18 protein-coding genes are annotated in these 14,887 nt (G+C 50.2%); 14 read left to right on the forward strand and 4 right to left on the reverse strand.

What is annotated here, in order from left to right:
* Window positions 1-182: 182 nt before the first annotated feature.
* The 3 genes from M975_RS14245 (at window position 183) to M975_RS14255 (ending at window position 2,483) form a co-directional block, all read left to right on the forward strand.
* Window positions 183-587, forward strand: coding sequence for a hypothetical protein (locus M975_RS14245; RefSeq protein ID WP_064560453.1), 405 nt, complete (start codon window positions 183-185; stop codon window positions 585-587).
* A 171-nt stretch (window positions 588-758) separates the two neighbouring features.
* Window positions 759-1,403 carry a Qnr family pentapeptide repeat protein gene (locus tag M975_RS14250; RefSeq protein ID WP_064560455.1) on the forward strand — a complete coding sequence of 215 codons (645 nt, stop codon included), beginning with the start codon at window positions 759-761 and terminating at the stop codon, window positions 1,401-1,403.
* Window positions 1,404-1,622: 219 nt separating this feature from the next.
* A complete protein-coding gene (locus tag M975_RS14255; protein ID WP_064560457.1) occupies window positions 1,623-2,483 on the forward strand; it encodes a PA4780 family RIO1-like protein kinase in 861 nt (286 codons plus the stop codon).
* A gap of 72 nt (window positions 2,484-2,555) precedes the next feature.
* On the opposite strand, the gene M975_RS14260 is transcribed toward M975_RS14255, so the two are convergent.
* Entirely contained in the window at window positions 2,556-3,257 is a 702-nt protein-coding gene (locus tag M975_RS14260; RefSeq protein WP_064560459.1) for a GNAT family N-acetyltransferase, read from the reverse strand.
* A 148-nt stretch (window positions 3,258-3,405) separates the two neighbouring features.
* On the opposite strand from M975_RS14260, the gene M975_RS14265 reads away from it, so the two are divergent.
* On the forward strand, window positions 3,406-3,930 hold the full coding sequence (locus M975_RS14265; protein ID WP_064560461.1) for a rhodanese family protein: 525 nt from the start codon (window positions 3,406-3,408) through the stop codon (window positions 3,928-3,930).
* 81 nt (window positions 3,931-4,011) lie between these two features.
* A complete protein-coding gene (locus M975_RS14270; protein WP_064544059.1) occupies window positions 4,012-4,191 on the forward strand; it encodes a hypothetical protein in 180 nt (59 codons plus the stop codon).
* A 117-nt stretch (window positions 4,192-4,308) separates the two neighbouring features.
* Here M975_RS14270 and M975_RS14275 read toward each other — a convergent pair whose 3' ends face one another.
* Window positions 4,309-4,596 (reverse strand): DUF2623 family protein, encoded by a 288-nt coding sequence (locus tag M975_RS14275; RefSeq protein ID WP_064560463.1) that lies wholly within the window; start codon window positions 4,594-4,596, stop codon window positions 4,309-4,311.
* 335 nt (window positions 4,597-4,931) lie between these two features.
* Between M975_RS14275 and alaE the strand changes: the two genes are divergently transcribed.
* Window positions 4,932-5,387: an L-alanine exporter AlaE gene (alaE, locus tag M975_RS14280; RefSeq protein ID WP_064560465.1), complete on the forward strand. Its 456-nt coding sequence runs from the start codon at window positions 4,932-4,934 to the stop codon at window positions 5,385-5,387.
* Window positions 5,388-5,433: 46 nt separating this feature from the next.
* Here alaE and M975_RS14285 read toward each other — a convergent pair whose 3' ends face one another.
* Window positions 5,434-5,775: a DUF2002 family protein gene (locus M975_RS14285; protein ID WP_034497867.1), complete on the reverse strand. Its 342-nt coding sequence runs from the start codon at window positions 5,773-5,775 to the stop codon at window positions 5,434-5,436.
* A 160-nt stretch (window positions 5,776-5,935) separates the two neighbouring features.
* Between M975_RS14285 and M975_RS14290 the strand changes: the two genes are divergently transcribed.
* Window positions 5,936-6,262 carry an ElaB/YgaM/YqjD family protein gene (locus M975_RS14290; RefSeq protein WP_034457412.1) on the forward strand — a complete coding sequence of 109 codons (327 nt, stop codon included), beginning with the start codon at window positions 5,936-5,938 and terminating at the stop codon, window positions 6,260-6,262.
* Between the two features lie 84 nt (window positions 6,263-6,346).
* Here M975_RS14290 and pdxR read toward each other — a convergent pair whose 3' ends face one another.
* Window positions 6,347-7,720, reverse strand: coding sequence for a MocR-like pyridoxine biosynthesis transcription factor PdxR (gene pdxR, locus M975_RS14295; RefSeq protein WP_064560467.1), 1,374 nt, complete (start codon window positions 7,718-7,720; stop codon window positions 6,347-6,349).
* Window positions 7,721-7,809: 89 nt separating this feature from the next.
* Here pdxR and M975_RS14300 point away from each other — a divergent pair, with 89 nt between their 5' ends.
* The 7 genes from M975_RS14300 to proW all read left to right on the forward strand — a co-directional run bounded on the left by M975_RS14300 (window position 7,810) and on the right by proW (window position 14,881).
* A complete protein-coding gene (locus M975_RS14300; protein ID WP_064560469.1) occupies window positions 7,810-8,241 on the forward strand; it encodes a carboxymuconolactone decarboxylase family protein in 432 nt (143 codons plus the stop codon).
* Window positions 8,242-8,425: 184 nt separating this feature from the next.
* A complete protein-coding gene (nrdH, locus tag M975_RS14305; protein WP_064560471.1) occupies window positions 8,426-8,662 on the forward strand; it encodes a glutaredoxin-like protein NrdH in 237 nt (78 codons plus the stop codon).
* Window positions 8,659-9,072, forward strand: a complete 414-nt coding sequence (gene nrdI / locus M975_RS14310) for a class Ib ribonucleoside-diphosphate reductase assembly flavoprotein NrdI (protein WP_064560473.1) — start codon at window positions 8,659-8,661, stop codon at window positions 9,070-9,072. The genes nrdH and nrdI overlap by 4 nt, the downstream gene beginning before the upstream one ends.
* The gene (gene nrdE / locus M975_RS14315) at window positions 9,060-11,189 is read left to right on the forward strand and encodes a class 1b ribonucleoside-diphosphate reductase subunit alpha (RefSeq protein WP_425339018.1); all 2,130 of its coding nucleotides are present in this window, start codon (window positions 9,060-9,062) and stop codon (window positions 11,187-11,189) included. Before nrdI ends, nrdE begins: the two co-directional genes overlap by 13 nt.
* 9 nt (window positions 11,190-11,198) lie before the next feature.
* Complete coding sequence (nrdF, locus tag M975_RS14320; RefSeq protein ID WP_064560477.1) at window positions 11,199-12,161, forward strand: class 1b ribonucleoside-diphosphate reductase subunit beta; 963 nt, start codon at window positions 11,199-11,201, stop codon at window positions 12,159-12,161.
* 444 nt (window positions 12,162-12,605) lie between these two features.
* Window positions 12,606-13,805, forward strand: a complete 1,200-nt coding sequence (proV, locus tag M975_RS14325) for a glycine betaine/L-proline ABC transporter ATP-binding protein ProV (RefSeq protein WP_064560479.1) — start codon at window positions 12,606-12,608, stop codon at window positions 13,803-13,805.
* Window positions 13,802-14,881 (forward strand): glycine betaine/L-proline ABC transporter permease ProW, encoded by a 1,080-nt coding sequence (gene proW / locus M975_RS14330; RefSeq protein ID WP_064560481.1) that lies wholly within the window; start codon window positions 13,802-13,804, stop codon window positions 14,879-14,881. Before proV ends, proW begins: the two co-directional genes overlap by 4 nt.
* Window positions 14,882-14,887: the final 6 nt, after the last annotated feature.

Below are 14,887 nucleotides of genomic sequence, written 5' to 3' on the forward strand. Positions count from 1 at the left end.
GGTCGGTGTGTAAGTATCCCGACACATTCGCGATGTCAGTGATACAGATCTATTTCCACATTAACGGAAGGTTCATCTTATTCTGGATGATCTACCCTTAGCAGGTAATCGTGCAGTTTTATGAGCGACTGGCGCAAGCTGCTGATACGGAACAACGGCCCCTTGTTAATGGACAAGTATTCATGACTGATTCATCACACCTGCCACTGTCTTTCCCGATGCCAGAAATCCCGGGTGTTACCGTACCGCATGGCGGGTTACATTTCCTGCAACCCGAATTGTTGCTGGATTTTATTAGTGTATCTGCACAGCCGCTGGTTTCCGTCACACCGATTGCCGTGCTTTATGCCAATATTGGCGTACTGCAACGTATTGATCTGCGAAAAATCCCTGTCCCGATTAAAGGGCGCATTGTTTACCCTGTCAGTTCTCTGGCGCTTCCCAGTCTGCGCGCAAGGCTCATCATTAACGGGCCATTCAAGAAACTGAAATTCCAGGGTACCCTGATTGCGGCAACGACGGAGCCTTCAGTGCAAAATATGACGCTGATTGGCCTGGCGCTCGAGTTTACAGCCCTTCCGTCCTGATGCAGGTGACGGCTATGTTTACCCGCATTATAATAGCGGTTTTGCGAGTTCTCTCTCATTCTTAACGCCCTGTCGCACCTGACGCTAAAAAAGAGCCCCAAACCGATTTTCTGCCCCCTCAATTCAGGTTACAATCCATTTATAGCTGTATATATAAACAGGTTAATTGCAATGAATCTGGCTTTAAATGGCAAAAAGATTGGCCGTAATGAGTTTACCGGCGCGAAAATTGAGAACAGTACTTTTTACAACTGTGACTTTTCAGGCACTGACCTGACCGGAACCGAGTTTATTGGCTGCCAGTTTTATGACCGGGAAAGCCAGCAAGGGGGAAATTTTAACCGGGCAATACTGAAAGACGCAGCTTTCAAAAACTGTGATTTATCAATGGCTGATTTCAGAAACGTAACCGCACTGGGCATTGAAATCCGCGACTGTCGAGCGCAAGGCGCAGACTTTCGTGGCGCAAGTTTTATGAATATGATCACCACACGCACCTGGTTTTGCAGTGCATACATCACCAAAACCAACCTGAGCTACGCCAACTTTACGAAGGTGGTGCTTGAAAAGTGCGAGTTGTGGGAAAACCGCTGGAATGGCGCTCAGATATTGGGTGCGACCTTTAGTGGCTCCGACCTTTCCGGGGGCGAATTTGCTTCATTCGACTGGCGTACAGCCAACTTTACTCATTGCGATCTGACCAACTCAGAACTCGGTGAACTGGATGTAAGAGGCACCGATTTAGAAGGGGTCAAACTGGACAATTATCAGGTGATCCAAATAATGGAACGCCTGGGAATCACCATTATCGGCTAGGCTTGCCAGGGAAATGTTAGCCTGGCTGGTGAGTTTCACTGTGGAACGGCCCGGTATATTGTATGATATGCATACAATCAAACGCACACCTGCGGACAAGCAATAAAATACAAACAGTTACGTTATCAACCCTGTTCAGCCAGAAAATTGCCCTCTTTTTCCCGCATCGCTGGTTGTGTTATTGGTACGAAAAGCGGCTGAAATAAGGTATAAAGCGGCATGAAAATCCCAAATAGAATCCAACCGCTGGTTGATGATGGCCTGATCGACGATGTGCTTCAGCGCCTGAAAAGCGGTAAAGAAGCAGATGTTTACACCGTTTTATGCGGTGACAAGATCCAATGCGCCAAGGTATACAAAGAAGCCACACAACGTAGCTTTAAGCAGGCGGTGCAGTACCAGGAAGGACGAAAGGTCCGGAATACGCGTAATGCCCGCGCTATGCAGAAAGGCTCAAAATTCGGGCGCAAGCAACAGGAAGAAACCTGGCAAACGGCCGAGGTTGAGGCATTGTTCCGCCTTGCAAACGCCGGAGTGCGTGTACCACAGCCTTATATGTGCATTGACGGCGTGTTATTGATGGAGCTGGTCACGGATGCTAACGGCGCGGTTGCCCCACGTCTTAGCGATGTCACGCTGGACGAAGAGAGCGCCGTTGCTGACTTTGATACCATGATCCGCAATATCGTGCGCATGTTGTGTGCAGGCATTGTGCATGGTGATTTGTCAGAGTTTAACGTGCTGCTTGATGAGCAAGGCCCGGTCATCATCGACTTGCCGCAAGCTGTCGATGCCGCCGCCAACAACCACGCTGAATCCATGTTTGAACGTGATGTTAATAACATCACCGAATACTACGGTCAGTTTGCACCGCACCTGTTGCAGACACGCTATGCAAAAGAGATCTGGGCGTTATATGAAGACGGTAAACTCACACCAGAATCAGTGCTAACCGGCCTCTTCGTTGAAGAACAGCATGACGTGGATATGGATTCACTGATTGATGAGATCATTACCGCCGAAGATGAGTATTACGATCGTCAGCGGGCAGCTAAAGAACGCGATCAGCAGTACGAATAATGAAATTAAGGCGCTTTAGCGGCAGATAAGGCTCGTTGCAACAGAAGCCGTCAGCAGCTAAAGCACCTGAATTCAGACACCGTTAAAAAACTCACCCAGCTTGCGTATCTGTAGCCCATCCTTAGTAAAATTCTCCGGCGAAAGCCAACCAGAAACCGCCTTACTCACTGCCAGCCATTCACTATCAATGACTGAAAGCCAGTCAGTATCACGGTTACGCTGCTTGCGTGTCATAGCCTGGCGGAAGCGGCCTTCAAATGTGAACCCCACTCTTTCTGCTGCCTGCCGCGAAGCTAGATTCAATGAGTCGCAACGCCAGGCAACACGCCGGTAGCCCAGTGAAAAGGCATAATTCAGCAATAAATAAATGGCATCAGTACCTATTGCTGTTCGCTGCATCAGAGGCGACCAGGTTACGTGACCTATTTCCAGAATACCGTTGTCGGTATCAATATTGCTAAAGCAAACAACACCAACCGGGGAGCCATTTTTTGCGTCAAGAACAGCCCAGGGGACGAGCCCGGCATCGTTAATTTTGTTTTCTACCCACTGCGTCATGTCCTGCAAAGAAGCGGGTTTCTGCGCGCCAAGCCATGTCCAGTCGCGGTCATCTGTTGCTAATGAAAATGCCTTAAAAAGATCTTCGCAATGGTTGATATCCAGCGGTGCCAGATGACCATGTTGGCCGCTGATTTGAATGCGTGCCGGGAAAACCAGTGGCTGCCAGTCAGGCAGAGCAAAACCAACCGGTTGCCCATATTCGTTGGTGTTCAATACGCCATCTCCACAAAAAAATGCGTTGCCAGTCAGTTATACCGATAGCCGCAGTTTATCCACTAAACCCCCGAGCATAAAACTTAACTTGCTGGCTGTGATACCTTAAGGGCACGCTTAAAGCTATTTATTGTCCGTGAGGAAGCGCATGACTATTGAGACTATTTCCCCGGCGCAAGCCAAAATTCTGGTCGCCCAAGGGGCTGCGTTGATTGATATCCGCGAACGCGACGAACATGCGCGTGAGAATATCCCGGAGGCGCATTTGCTCTCGCTTTCGGCCATCGAAAACGGTGACCGTTTGGGCCCATTCGACCCTTTCGATACCGTGATTTTTCATTGCCAGTCCGGAATGCGCACGACTCAAAATGCACAAAAACTGGCCGATGCCGTGGATCCGGCAAAAGTATTGCTTCTCGCCGGTGGGTTAGATGCCTGGAAGAAAGACGGGCAGGAAATTCTGGCTGATAAATCACAACCGCTACCGCTCATGCGCCAGGTGCAAATCGCTGCCGGGACGTTGGTACTGGCAGGAGTTGTACTTGGGTTTGCGGTTAATCCCGCTTTCTTTTTATTGTCTGGTTTTGTTGGCGCAGGTTTAGTATTTGCCGGGATCAGCGGATTTTGCGGCATGGCTCGCTTACTGGAAAAAATGCCGTGGAATAAGCGTTAAGTTTACTCGATATAACCCGGTTGGCTGGGCTATGGTTAACGGTATCTGTTGTTCATTTCTCTTAATTGAATGAGGTTAACTATGTTCAAAGCAGGCGATCTCGTGCAACCCAAAAAAGGCGGCCCGAAATATGAAGTACTGGATGTTCAGGGCGACACGTTGTTCTGTACACCGAGAAATATCTTGAGCGGCGAAAAGGTCACGTTAAAAGCTGAAGACGTTGTTTTGTATAAAGAAGACGATGATTTTGGGGTTTGCTGATGTTTTCATCTTCAGGCGGGCTGTGCTTACCCGCCTGAAATAACGCAATAAAATATGCCCTGTCCTTGTCGTCGCCAGTTATCAACAACCGGGCATGGCGAAAATGAGCCAATAAAATCAATAGCCTCTTTCATAGCCCGCAAAAAAACATTTCACTGCTGCATCCGCATTAACTTCTTTGAAAAAGTCAGCCACCAGGTCTTTATCGAGATTGTATCGGCGCGTCAAAACCCCAGCTTCCCATGCAGCACGCTGGCGGTCGCCGGTCTGCTCTGAAATGCGATGGCTGAACCCCAACACAAACCCGCGTTTGTAGTCAGAACAGAAGCGAGTCACCCTGGTGACACTGTCAGCTTCACGGGCTTTCAGCCCTGCCATCAATCCCTTACCAAAATGGTTATCCACGCTTTTGCTCCTGTTATTTATATCGTTATATAAATAATTATATAACGATTTTTTCATCACTGGATAGCCAAAAACACATCAGCATGACGTAAAAAATTAACTCTATGATTTTAAATAAAAAAGAAGAAGCGGAGCGACAAAATCAGGAAACGCTGCCTGTTAAGTCTCATTTAGCGGATTTTATTGACGAAACGCCATTAAATAAAAATTTATCACTAATTGTCGAATTGCACGTAGGGATATAATCTAGCCACGTCAAATAATCACATTTGTTAGCACTGCCATTAACCCATAATGGCAGTGTATATCTCTTATTATCATGCGGAGCTGGAATAATGTTTTCTCCTGAGTCACGCCTGCGCCATGCAGTCGCAGATACTTTTGCGATGGTAGTGTATTGCTCGGTGGTGAACATGATGATTGAGATCTTTCTCTCAGGCATGAGCTTTGAGCAGTCGCTCTCGTCAAGGCTGGTCGCCGTACCCGTCAACATCCTGATCGCCTGGCCATACGGTTTTTACCGTGACGCTTTCATGCGTTTTACCAAACGCTACAGCCAGGCTACGTGGGCAAAAAATCTCGCTGATGTGCTGGCTTACGTGACCTTTCAGTCGCCAATTTACGTCGCCATTTTGTGGTCGGTGGGTGCAGACTGGAACCAGATAGCCGCTGCGGTCAGCTCGAACATTATCGTGTCGATGCTCATGGGTGCAGCTTATGGCTATTTTCTCGATTATTGCCGTCGCTTGTTCCGTATCAGTGGTTACCGGAACGCAAAAGCGGGGGTTTGATAACGCAAAAAGCGTTGACGCGTAAGCGCAGCAACGCCTCTGGCGATTAATGCTCGCCGAACAAACCTGATAAATAGCGTTCCAGGGCAATGCGTGAACTAAAGCCGTGCGGAATTCCATAATGCTGATGAGTTTCGCCAGCCAGGTAGAGCGGAAATTGCTGGTAATGGTCGCAGGTTTTTACATCTGTCGCCGGGTCTGCCAGGGTCTGGCTTCGTTCTTTTAGTGTTGGGTGAATAATTAACGCCGTGCGCCCCATGCGCGCTTCGCGGTTCACGTAGACGTAATTCTCACCGCGGCGATATCCGTACGTTTTTGGTGTCACGATATCCATGGTAAAACCGGCTTTTTCAAGAACCCGGGCCACCTCATCAGGTCGTAAATACATAATTTTTCCTCATCAGCTTCTATTGCAGCGCAACCTTACAATAACCAGCATTAGCAACGCTTTCAGATTAGTCCATAAAGACCCCGAAAGAACGCAACACGGCTCATTACTAAAAATTATGGTCTACACTGAGAAGTACATCGCAAAAAGGGAGAAACCAATGTTTAACCGCGTAAATCGAAATGATGTAGACGAAGGCGTTGATGATATTAACCGTGACGTGAACCAGCTGGCCGATACGCTAGAAGAGGTTCTAAAATCGTTCGGTAGCGATGTTAAAGAAGAAGGGGAAGCCGCCCGTAAAAAAGCGGAGTCTCTATTGAAAGAGACACGTGCACGCCTGCATGGCCGCACTCGTGTGAAACAGGCCGCCTGTGATGCAGTCGGTTGTGCCGATACTTATGTGCGCGACAAACCATGGCAAAGCGTGGGTATCAGCGCAGCTGTCGGTATCTTCATCGGAGCGTTGTTAGCTTCCCGCCGCTAGCGATAAAAGTGTAGTGATAATAAAGATGCGTCTTAACCCCGGAGATTTCCGGGGTTTCTTTATGCGTCATAATTTCAGGTTGTTTCAGGAAATGGCTTCACGCAATTGTTTCACCACTTGATGGGCCATGGCTTCTGAAGTCAGATTAGTAAAAGTCATCAAAATCCCCCCTTCCCCTTTTGAAACCATACGCCAGTCACTCAGTGCCTGCACGGCAAGCCCGGCTTCTCGCGCTTTTGCCACCAGCGCACGGTCGTCACCCTTTACGCCCATGACCAGTTGAATCCCGCCTGCCTGGGGAACCACATCGAAACCTTGCTGTTGCAGCGCATGTTCGAGCCATAACCGCCGCTCGCTATAGCACAGACGCATTTTTTTAAGGTGCCGCCAGAAGTGACCTTCGCGTAAAAAGTCAGCAATGGTTTGCTGAATCAATAACGGAGCGGTACACGGCAAGTAGTGCGTATGCCGTGAGAACGCCTCAACATGCTGTTGCGGTACCACCAGCCAGGCCACGCGCAAAGCGGGAAACAGGGATTTGCTGAATGTCCCGGCGTAGATAACGCGCTGCGGGCCATCGAGGCTTTTAATCGGCGGTAACGGTTTCCCTTGGTAGCGAAATTCACTGTCGTAATCATCTTCAATCACCCAGCTTTCGTTAGTCGCAGCCCAGTCAAGCAACTGACGGCGGCGAGTCAGCGACAACGCCACTCCCAGCGGGCTTTGGTGCGCAGGCGTCAGTAACGCAAAACGCGCATCCGGGAAATGGTTGATACCGTAGTCAATCTGCATCCCCTCACCATCAACCGGTACAGCGTGCAGCGCCATCCCCGCTTCGGCAAAAACCGGGCGCACATAACGATAGCCTGGATCTTCCAGCCAGATCCCATCACCGGGTTTCGCCAGTGTATGCACTACCAGGCGCATAGCCGCCTGAAAACCTGCGGTGATAAAAACCTGCTCCGGCTGGCAATCTATGCTGCGCGAAAAACGCAGATAGTCGACAATCGCCTGACGCAATGTGGACTCCCCGTTAGCTTCCGGCAGGACCAAATCATATCGCGTTTGCAGGCGAACACGCCGCCCCATAATCCGCGCCCACAACGCTCGCGGGAAAGCATCCAGCGCCGGTAAGCCTGCCTGAAATGGGAGCGGCGCACCTTGCGGTTGGCTGCTCGAAAATGTCGGGTTATTAGCACCGGTGGTGGCTGATGGGCTGACAAAAGTTCCCGCCTGGCCACGTCTTTCCAGCCAGCCCTGAGCGACCAGCTCCCCATAGGCATTTTCTACCGTCGCACGCGCCACTCCCAGTTCAAGCGCCATGGTTCGGCTCGATGGCAGGCGGCTACCGGCACTGAGTTCACCGTCGCTGATAGCCTGTTTGAGTTGCCTTGCGATTTGCTGGTAACGCGGAATCGAATGGTGAGCACTCACTACGGGTTCAATTGACCTTGCCATTATGGCCTGCTTAATCAGTTAATTTATGGCTCTCTTTAGTAGTCCATCATAGTGCTAAATTGCCCGCACACCAACACGAGGATTACCCCATGATTGAATTACGCCAGCCTTATTACGACCTTTCCCCAGCCGTATTTAAGCCTATGCTTCAGGCACTGAAAGGCCTGGAATCAAGCTCGCTCGGCTCAACCCTGATTGAACTTGTTTTCCTGCGCGTCTCGCAAATTAACGGCTGCGCCTATTGCCTCGAGATGCACTCAAAAGCGCTGCGCAAAGATGGCGTAGACCAGACCAAGCTAGATGCCCTGGCCGGCTGGAAAGTGAGTAATCACTTCAGCGAAAAAGAGCGCGCGGCATTGGCCTGGGCCGAAGCAATAACCTTAATTAGCGAAGGTGGCGCAGAAGATGCGGTATACCAACCGCTGCTGCAATTCTTCACGGCGCAAGAGATTAGCGATCTGACTTTCACTGCAAGCCTGATGAATGCGTTCAACCGCCTGGCGATCAGTATGCGGATGTAATTTTTTGCCCTCAGCCCTCACCCCGGCCTCTCCCCCAGGAGAGGGCTAGGGTGAGGGTTGTTTACATCCCGCCACGCTCATCACCCTTTCTATCGTTATCTAAAAATACTATATCTTGTATGGTTGATTATTTTATTTCCCACATCTAGTATTCATATTCTCAACAACACAGAGAATAAGAATCATGCGCATTACCATATACACTCGAAATGACTGTGTCCAATGCCACGCAACTAAACGCGCCATCGAAAGCCGTGGGTTCACTTTTGAGCTGATTAATCTCGATTTAACCCCGGAAGCCGCCGACGAATTACGCGCCCTTGGTTATCGCCAGCTGCCGGTTGTCGTCACCGATCAAGAGAGCTGGAGCGGCTTTCGCCCGGATATGATCAACCGCCTGCGCAACCTGGCGACAGCATGAGTCATCTCGTCTACTTCTCCAGCACTTCGGAAAATACCCTGCGTTTTGTTGAACGCCTGGGATTGCCCGCGTTGCGTATTCCGCTCGATTTCAAACAGCGGCCAGAAGTGACGGAACCCTACATTTTGATTGTGCCGAGCTACGGTGGCGGCGGGATTGCGGGTGCCGTTCCCGCCCAGGTGATTCGTTTTTTAAATAACCCGGTGAATCGGAGCCTGCTGCGCGGCGTGATCGCCTCCGGAAATCGTAACTTCGGCGAAGGGTTTTGCCGGGCGGGCGACGTAATAGCCCAAAAATGCCAGGTGCCGTATCTCTATCGTTTTGAGCTACTCGGCACTGACCAGGACCTTGAAAACGTGCGTAAGGGAGTCAAAGAATTTTGGCAACGACAGAAACTATCAACGTCTTAGCGACGCAAAGCGCGGATTACCACGCGCTCAACGCCATGCTGAATCTTTATGATTCGCAGGGGCGCATCCAGTTTGAGAAAGATAAGCTGGCGGTAGAGCAATTCCATAAACAACATGTGCTACCCCGTTCGCGCCAGTTTCCCCACCAGCAAGCTCGCCTCGACTATCTTGTGGCCGAAGGTTATTACGATAATGCCGTGCTGCAACGCTACGACAGCCGTTTTGTGGAGAGCCTGTTCGAAAAAGCACACGACAGCGGTTTCCAGTTCAAAACGTTTCTCGGCGCCTGGAAGTATTACACCAGCTACACGCTGAAATCTTATGACGGCAAAGAGTATCTGGAACACTTCCCGGACCGCGTGTGTATGGTGGCGCTGACCCTGGCACAAGGTGACGAAAAGCTCGCAAACCAGCTGATGGATGAGATGCTTAGCGGTCGCTTCCAGCCTGCCACGCCCACATTTTTGAACTGTGGAAAAATGCAGCGCGGCGAGTTGGTGTCCTGCTTCTTGTTGCGAATTGAAGACAATATGGAGTCTATTGGCCGGGCGGTGAATTCGGCGTTGCAACTTTCCAAACGCGGTGGCGGCGTGGCTTTCTTACTATCGAATTTGCGTGAAGTCGGTGCGCCAATTAAACGTATTGAAAATCAGTCATCCGGTGTTATCCCGGTGATGAAAATGCTGGAAGATGCCTTTTCATATGCCAACCAGCTTGGTGCTCGCCAGGGTGCGGGGGCGGTTTATCTGCACGCCCATCACCCGGACATTTTACGTTTCCTCGACACCAAGCGCGAAAATGCCGACGAGAAGATTCGCATTAAGTCACTCTCCCTTGGCGTAGTGATCCCGGATATCACCTTCCAGCTGGCAAAAGATAACCAGCCGATGGCGCTGTTCTCACCTTATGACGTCGAGCGGATTTACGGCAAGCCATTTGGGGATATTGCCGTTAGCGAACTTTATGAAGAAATGCTGGCGGACGACAGCATTCGCAAAACCGTTATTAATGCACGCGATTTCTTCCAGCGGCTTGCGGAAATTCAATTTGAGTCTGGCTACCCGTACATCATGTTTGAAGACACGGTGAACCGCGCTAACCCGATTGCCGGGCGCATTAATATGAGCAACCTGTGCTCGGAAATTTTGCAGGTGAATAGTGCGTCGACGTATAACGAAAATCTCGATTATGAACAGGTTGGCAAAGATATTTCCTGCAATCTCGGGTCACTAAATATCGCCCATGCGATGGACTCCGCAGATTTTGGCCAGACCATAGAAACGGCCATTCGTGGGCTGACAGCCGTTTCCGATATGAGCCACATTCGTTCAGTGCCGTCGATTGAAGCGGGAAATTCAGCCTCGCACGCCATCGGGCTTGGGCAGATGAATCTGCACGGTTATCTGGCTCGCGAAGGTATTGCTTATGGCTCACCCGAAGGGCTGGATTTCACTAACATCTATTTCTACACCGTAACCTGGCATGCGGTCAGAGCCTCGAATTTACTGGCCCGCGAACGCAAACAACGCTTCGCAGGTTTCGAGCAGTCGCGCTACGCCACTGGCGAATATTTCCACCCGTATCTGCACGAAACATGGCTGCCAAAAACCGACAAAGTGCGTGAATTATTTGCCGCCGCAGGCGTTGCCATTCCCACCCGCGAGCAGTGGCAGCAGTTGCGTGACGATGTGATGGAATACGGCCTGTATAACCAGAATTTGCAGGCCATTCCGCCGACGGGTTCTATCTCGTATATCAACCACGCGACCTCGAGTATTCACCCGATTGTTTCGCGTATTGAGATCCGCAAAGAAGGTAAAACCGGGCGCGTTTATTATCCGGCCCCGTTTATGACCAACGACAACCTGGAATATTACCAGGATGCCTACGATATCGGCCCGGAAAAAATAATCGACACTTACGCGCAAGCCACCCGCCACGTTGATCAAGGCTTGTCGCTGACGCTGTTTTTCCGTGATACCGCCACCACACGAGATATTAATAGAGCGCAGATATATGCCTGGAAAAAAGGTATCAAAACGCTCTATTACATTCGCTTACGCCAGATGGCGCTGGAAGGAACAGAAGTGCAGGGCTGCGTGTCTTGTGCTTTATAAGGAGAGAACATGACTCAGCTAACTCAGGCCCGCGCCATCAACTGGAATAATATCGAGGATGAGAAAGATCTCGAAGTATGGAACCGCTTAACCAGCAATTTCTGGTTGCCGGAAAAGATTCCGCTATCGAACGATATCCCGGCATGGCAATCGCTTAGCCGCGAAGAACAGCAACTGACTATCCGCGTGTTTACCGGGCTGACTCTGCTGGACACTATTCAGAATACGGTCGGTGCGCCGGTATTAATGGCTGATGCGATTACGCCACATGAAGAGGCGGTTTTGTCGAACGTCAGCTTTATGGAAGCGGTACACGCACGTTCCTATAGTTCGATTTTCTCGACGCTTTGCCAGACCAATGATGTTGATGCCGCGTATGCGTGGAGCGAAGAGAACCCGCCGCTGCAACGTAAGGCGCAAATTATTCTCACCCATTATCACGGCAACGATCCGCTTAAGAAGAAAATCGCCAGTGTATTTCTGGAGTCCTTCCTCTTCTATTCCGGCTTCTATTTACCGATGTATTGGTCAAGTCGCGGCAAGTTGACCAACACGGCTGACCTGATTCGCCTGATTATTCGTGACGAAGCAGTACACGGTTATTACATCGGCTATAAATTTCAGAAAGTGCTGGCGCAGCAAAGCCTTGATCGCCAGGTCGAGCTACAAAACTTCGCCCTCGATTTGCTAATGGATCTTTACGATAACGAAGTGGCCTATACCGATGCGCTATACGGCGGCGTCGGCTGGCAGGAAGAGGTGAAAGCGTTCCTTTGTTATAACGCCAACAAGGCGCTAATGAACCTGGGTTATAGCGCGTTATTTCCGCCTGAAATGGCTGAAGTTAACCCGGCGATTCTGGCAGCACTTTCACCCAATGCTGACGAAAACCACGACTTTTTCTCAGGCTCTGGCTCATCGTATGTGATGGGAAAAGCGGTGGAAACTCAAGACGAGGATTGGGATTTCTAAAAACCTTTATACTACGAGCCGCAGGTGCATTGACTGCACCCGTGCACCCCAGTCACATAGCTATCTATGCTCCTGGGAACTTGCGGCTTTGTCGCGATACTACAACGCGAGTTATTTTGGCTTCTTATCGTAAATTAAGCCAAATAACCTGCTATTTCTGGCGTTAATATTTTCAGTAAATACGACAAAATTGCTGTTTACATTTCCGCCTGGATAATGTCCTATTCAGGCAAATTTCGCCTTCGCTTACAAAAAATATCATCTTTCTCTGATTTGCTCTCAGCCCTTTACTCATGGGAAATTCCACCCACACCAGCCACGTGGATATTGGATATATCGGAAATCGAGGGTTGTCTCAGATTCTGAGTATGTTAGGGTATATGCAGTGAATATTTCCATCAGGAATTGTGTATAAATATATAAATACAGGAATAACTTTATTGCATGGCAATTAAACTAGAAGTGAAGAATTTATATAAAGTATTTGGTGAGCATCCACAGCGCGCATTCAAATATATAGAAAAGGGTATTTCGAAAGCTGAATTACTGGAAAAAACAGGGCTGTCGCTTGGCGTAAAAGACGCCAGTCTGGCCATTGAAGAAGGCGAGATTTTTGTCATCATGGGGTTATCGGGTTCCGGTAAATCCACCATGGTTCGCCTTCTCAATCGCCTGATTGAACCAACCCGTGGACAGGTGCTGATTGATGGTGTTGATATCGCCAAGATATCAGATACGCAACTGCGTGAAGTGCGTAAAAATAAGATTTCCATGGTATTCCAGTCCTTTGCTTTAATGCCTCATATGACGGTATTAAATAACGCTGCTTTCGGTATGGAACTGGCAGGTATTCCGCTCAAAGTTCGTCATGAAAAAGCACTTGATGCATTGCGTCAGGTGGGGCTTGAAAATTATTCTCACGCCTATCCCGATGAGCTTTCGGGCGGCATGCGTCAGCGCGTTGGATTGGCCCGTGCGTTAGCCATTAATCCCGATATATTATTGATGGATGAAGCCTTCTCCGCCCTCGATCCATTAATTCGTACTGAAATGCAGGACGAGTTAATTAAATTGCAGGCAAAACACCAGCGTACCATTGTATTTATTTCCCACGATTTAGATGAAGCAATGCGTATTGGCGACCGGATTGCCATTATGCAAGGTGGTGAAGTTGTGCAGGTCGGCACACCGGATGAAATTCTGAATAACCCGGCTAATGATTATGTGCGCACCTTCTTCCGTGGTGTGGATATTAGCCAGGTATTTAGCGCCAAAGATATTGCCCGTCGTAGCCCTGCGGGTCTGTTGCGTAAAACCGCCGGTTTTGGCCCTCGTTCGGCACTTAAATTGCTGCAAGATGAAGACCGTGAATTTGGTTATGTCATTGAACGCGGTCAAAAATTCCTCGGCATTGTCTCGACAGATTCCCTGAAAGCCGCACTCGCTGCGGGTGAAGGTCTGGACACGGCTTACCTCGAATCTCCAGCGGCTGTTTCCGCTGATACGTCACTGAGCGATCTGCTCACCCATGTCGGCCAGGCACCGTGCGCGGTTCCGGTGATTGGGGAAGAGAGTCAGTACGTGGGCATCATCTCAAAAGGGGTGTTGCTACAGGCGTTAGATCGTGAGGGGGTAAGTCAATGAGTGCATCAAATCCGTGGGATACCGGCAGTGCCGCTGCCGACACAACAACTCATCAGGCCGCAGCTTCTGCTGATGCGTGGGGAAGCCAGGCTACTTCAACGCCTGCAGCCAGCAGCAGTGCAGACTGGCTGAATTCAGCACCAGCACCGCAGCCAGAGCATTTTAATATTCTCGACCCGTTTCATAAGACGCTGATCCCGCTCGATAGCTGGGTGACGCACGGCATTGATTGGGTAGTCACTCACTTTCGCCCGGTGTTTCAGGGCATTCGCGTGCCGGTGGATTACATCCTTAGCGGCTTCCAGCACTTCTTGCTGGGGATGCCTGCGCCGGTTGCCATCATTCTGTTTGCGCTGATTGCCTGGCAGATGTCGAGCGTCGGCATGGGTGTTGCGACGCTGATTTCATTGGTTGCGATTGGCGCGATTGGCGCCTGGTCACAAGCAATGGTGACACTGGCGCTGGTTCTGACCGCCCTGCTGTTCTGCATGTTAATCGGCTTACCGTTGGGGATTTGGCTTGCCCGCAGTGAACGTGCCGCGAAGATAATTCGCCCGCTGTTGGATGCGATGCAAACCACGCCGGCGTTTGTTTACCTGGTGCCAATCGTGATGCTGTTTGGTATCGGTAACGTGCCGGGTGTGGTGGTGACGATTATCTTTGCCCTGCCGCCAATTGTGCGCCTGACGATCCTGGGTATTAAGCAGGTACCGGAAGATTTGATTGAAGCATCACGCTCGTTTGGCGCAAGCCCAAGCCAGATGCTGTTCAAAGTGCAGTTACCGCTGGCGATGCCGACCATTATGGCGGGTGTTAACCAGACGCTGATGCTGGCACTTTCGATGGTGGTTATCGCCTCGATGATTGCCGTTGGTGGTCTGGGTCAGATGGTGCTGCGCGGTATTGGCCGCCTCGATATGGGTCTTGCGACCGTCGGTGGCGTCGGCATTGTGATCCTTGCCATTATTCTCGATCGCTTAACTCAGTCCATTGGCCGCGATTCACGCAGCCGTGGCAACCGCCGCTGGTTCAACACTGGCCCAATCGGTCTTATGACCCGTCCCTTCATCAAATAAACATGA

Source organism: Buttiauxella brennerae ATCC 51605 (assembly GCF_001654925.1).
In the GTDB taxonomy this organism is placed as follows: domain Bacteria; phylum Pseudomonadota; class Gammaproteobacteria; order Enterobacterales; family Enterobacteriaceae; genus Buttiauxella; species Buttiauxella brennerae.

Coding starts and splice junctions, on each gene's coding strand:
- M975_RS14245 (WP_064560453.1), top strand. CDS start 183: ATGACTGATTCATCACACCTGCCACTGTCTTTCCCGATGCCAGAAATC.
- M975_RS14250 (WP_064560455.1), top strand. CDS start 759: ATGAATCTGGCTTTAAATGGCAAAAAGATTGGCCGTAATGAGTTTACC.
- M975_RS14255 (WP_064560457.1), top strand. CDS start 1,623: ATGAAAATCCCAAATAGAATCCAACCGCTGGTTGATGATGGCCTGATC.
- M975_RS14265 (WP_064560461.1), top strand. CDS start 3,406: ATGACTATTGAGACTATTTCCCCGGCGCAAGCCAAAATTCTGGTCGCC.
- M975_RS14270 (WP_064544059.1), top strand. CDS start 4,012: ATGTTCAAAGCAGGCGATCTCGTGCAACCCAAAAAAGGCGGCCCGAAA.
- alaE (WP_064560465.1), top strand. CDS start 4,932: ATGTTTTCTCCTGAGTCACGCCTGCGCCATGCAGTCGCAGATACTTTT.
- M975_RS14285 (WP_034497867.1), bottom strand. CDS start 5,775: ATGTATTTACGACCTGATGAGGTGGCCCGGGTTCTTGAAAAAGCCGGT.
- M975_RS14290 (WP_034457412.1), top strand. CDS start 5,936: ATGTTTAACCGCGTAAATCGAAATGATGTAGACGAAGGCGTTGATGAT.
- pdxR (WP_064560467.1), bottom strand. CDS start 7,720: ATGGCAAGGTCAATTGAACCCGTAGTGAGTGCTCACCATTCGATTCCG.
- M975_RS14300 (WP_064560469.1), top strand. CDS start 7,810: ATGATTGAATTACGCCAGCCTTATTACGACCTTTCCCCAGCCGTATTT.
- nrdH (WP_064560471.1), top strand. CDS start 8,426: ATGCGCATTACCATATACACTCGAAATGACTGTGTCCAATGCCACGCA.
- nrdI (WP_064560473.1), top strand. CDS start 8,659: ATGAGTCATCTCGTCTACTTCTCCAGCACTTCGGAAAATACCCTGCGT.
- nrdF (WP_064560477.1), top strand. CDS start 11,199: ATGACTCAGCTAACTCAGGCCCGCGCCATCAACTGGAATAATATCGAG.
- proV (WP_064560479.1), top strand. CDS start 12,606: ATGGCAATTAAACTAGAAGTGAAGAATTTATATAAAGTATTTGGTGAG.
- proW (WP_064560481.1), top strand. CDS start 13,802: ATGAGTGCATCAAATCCGTGGGATACCGGCAGTGCCGCTGCCGACACA.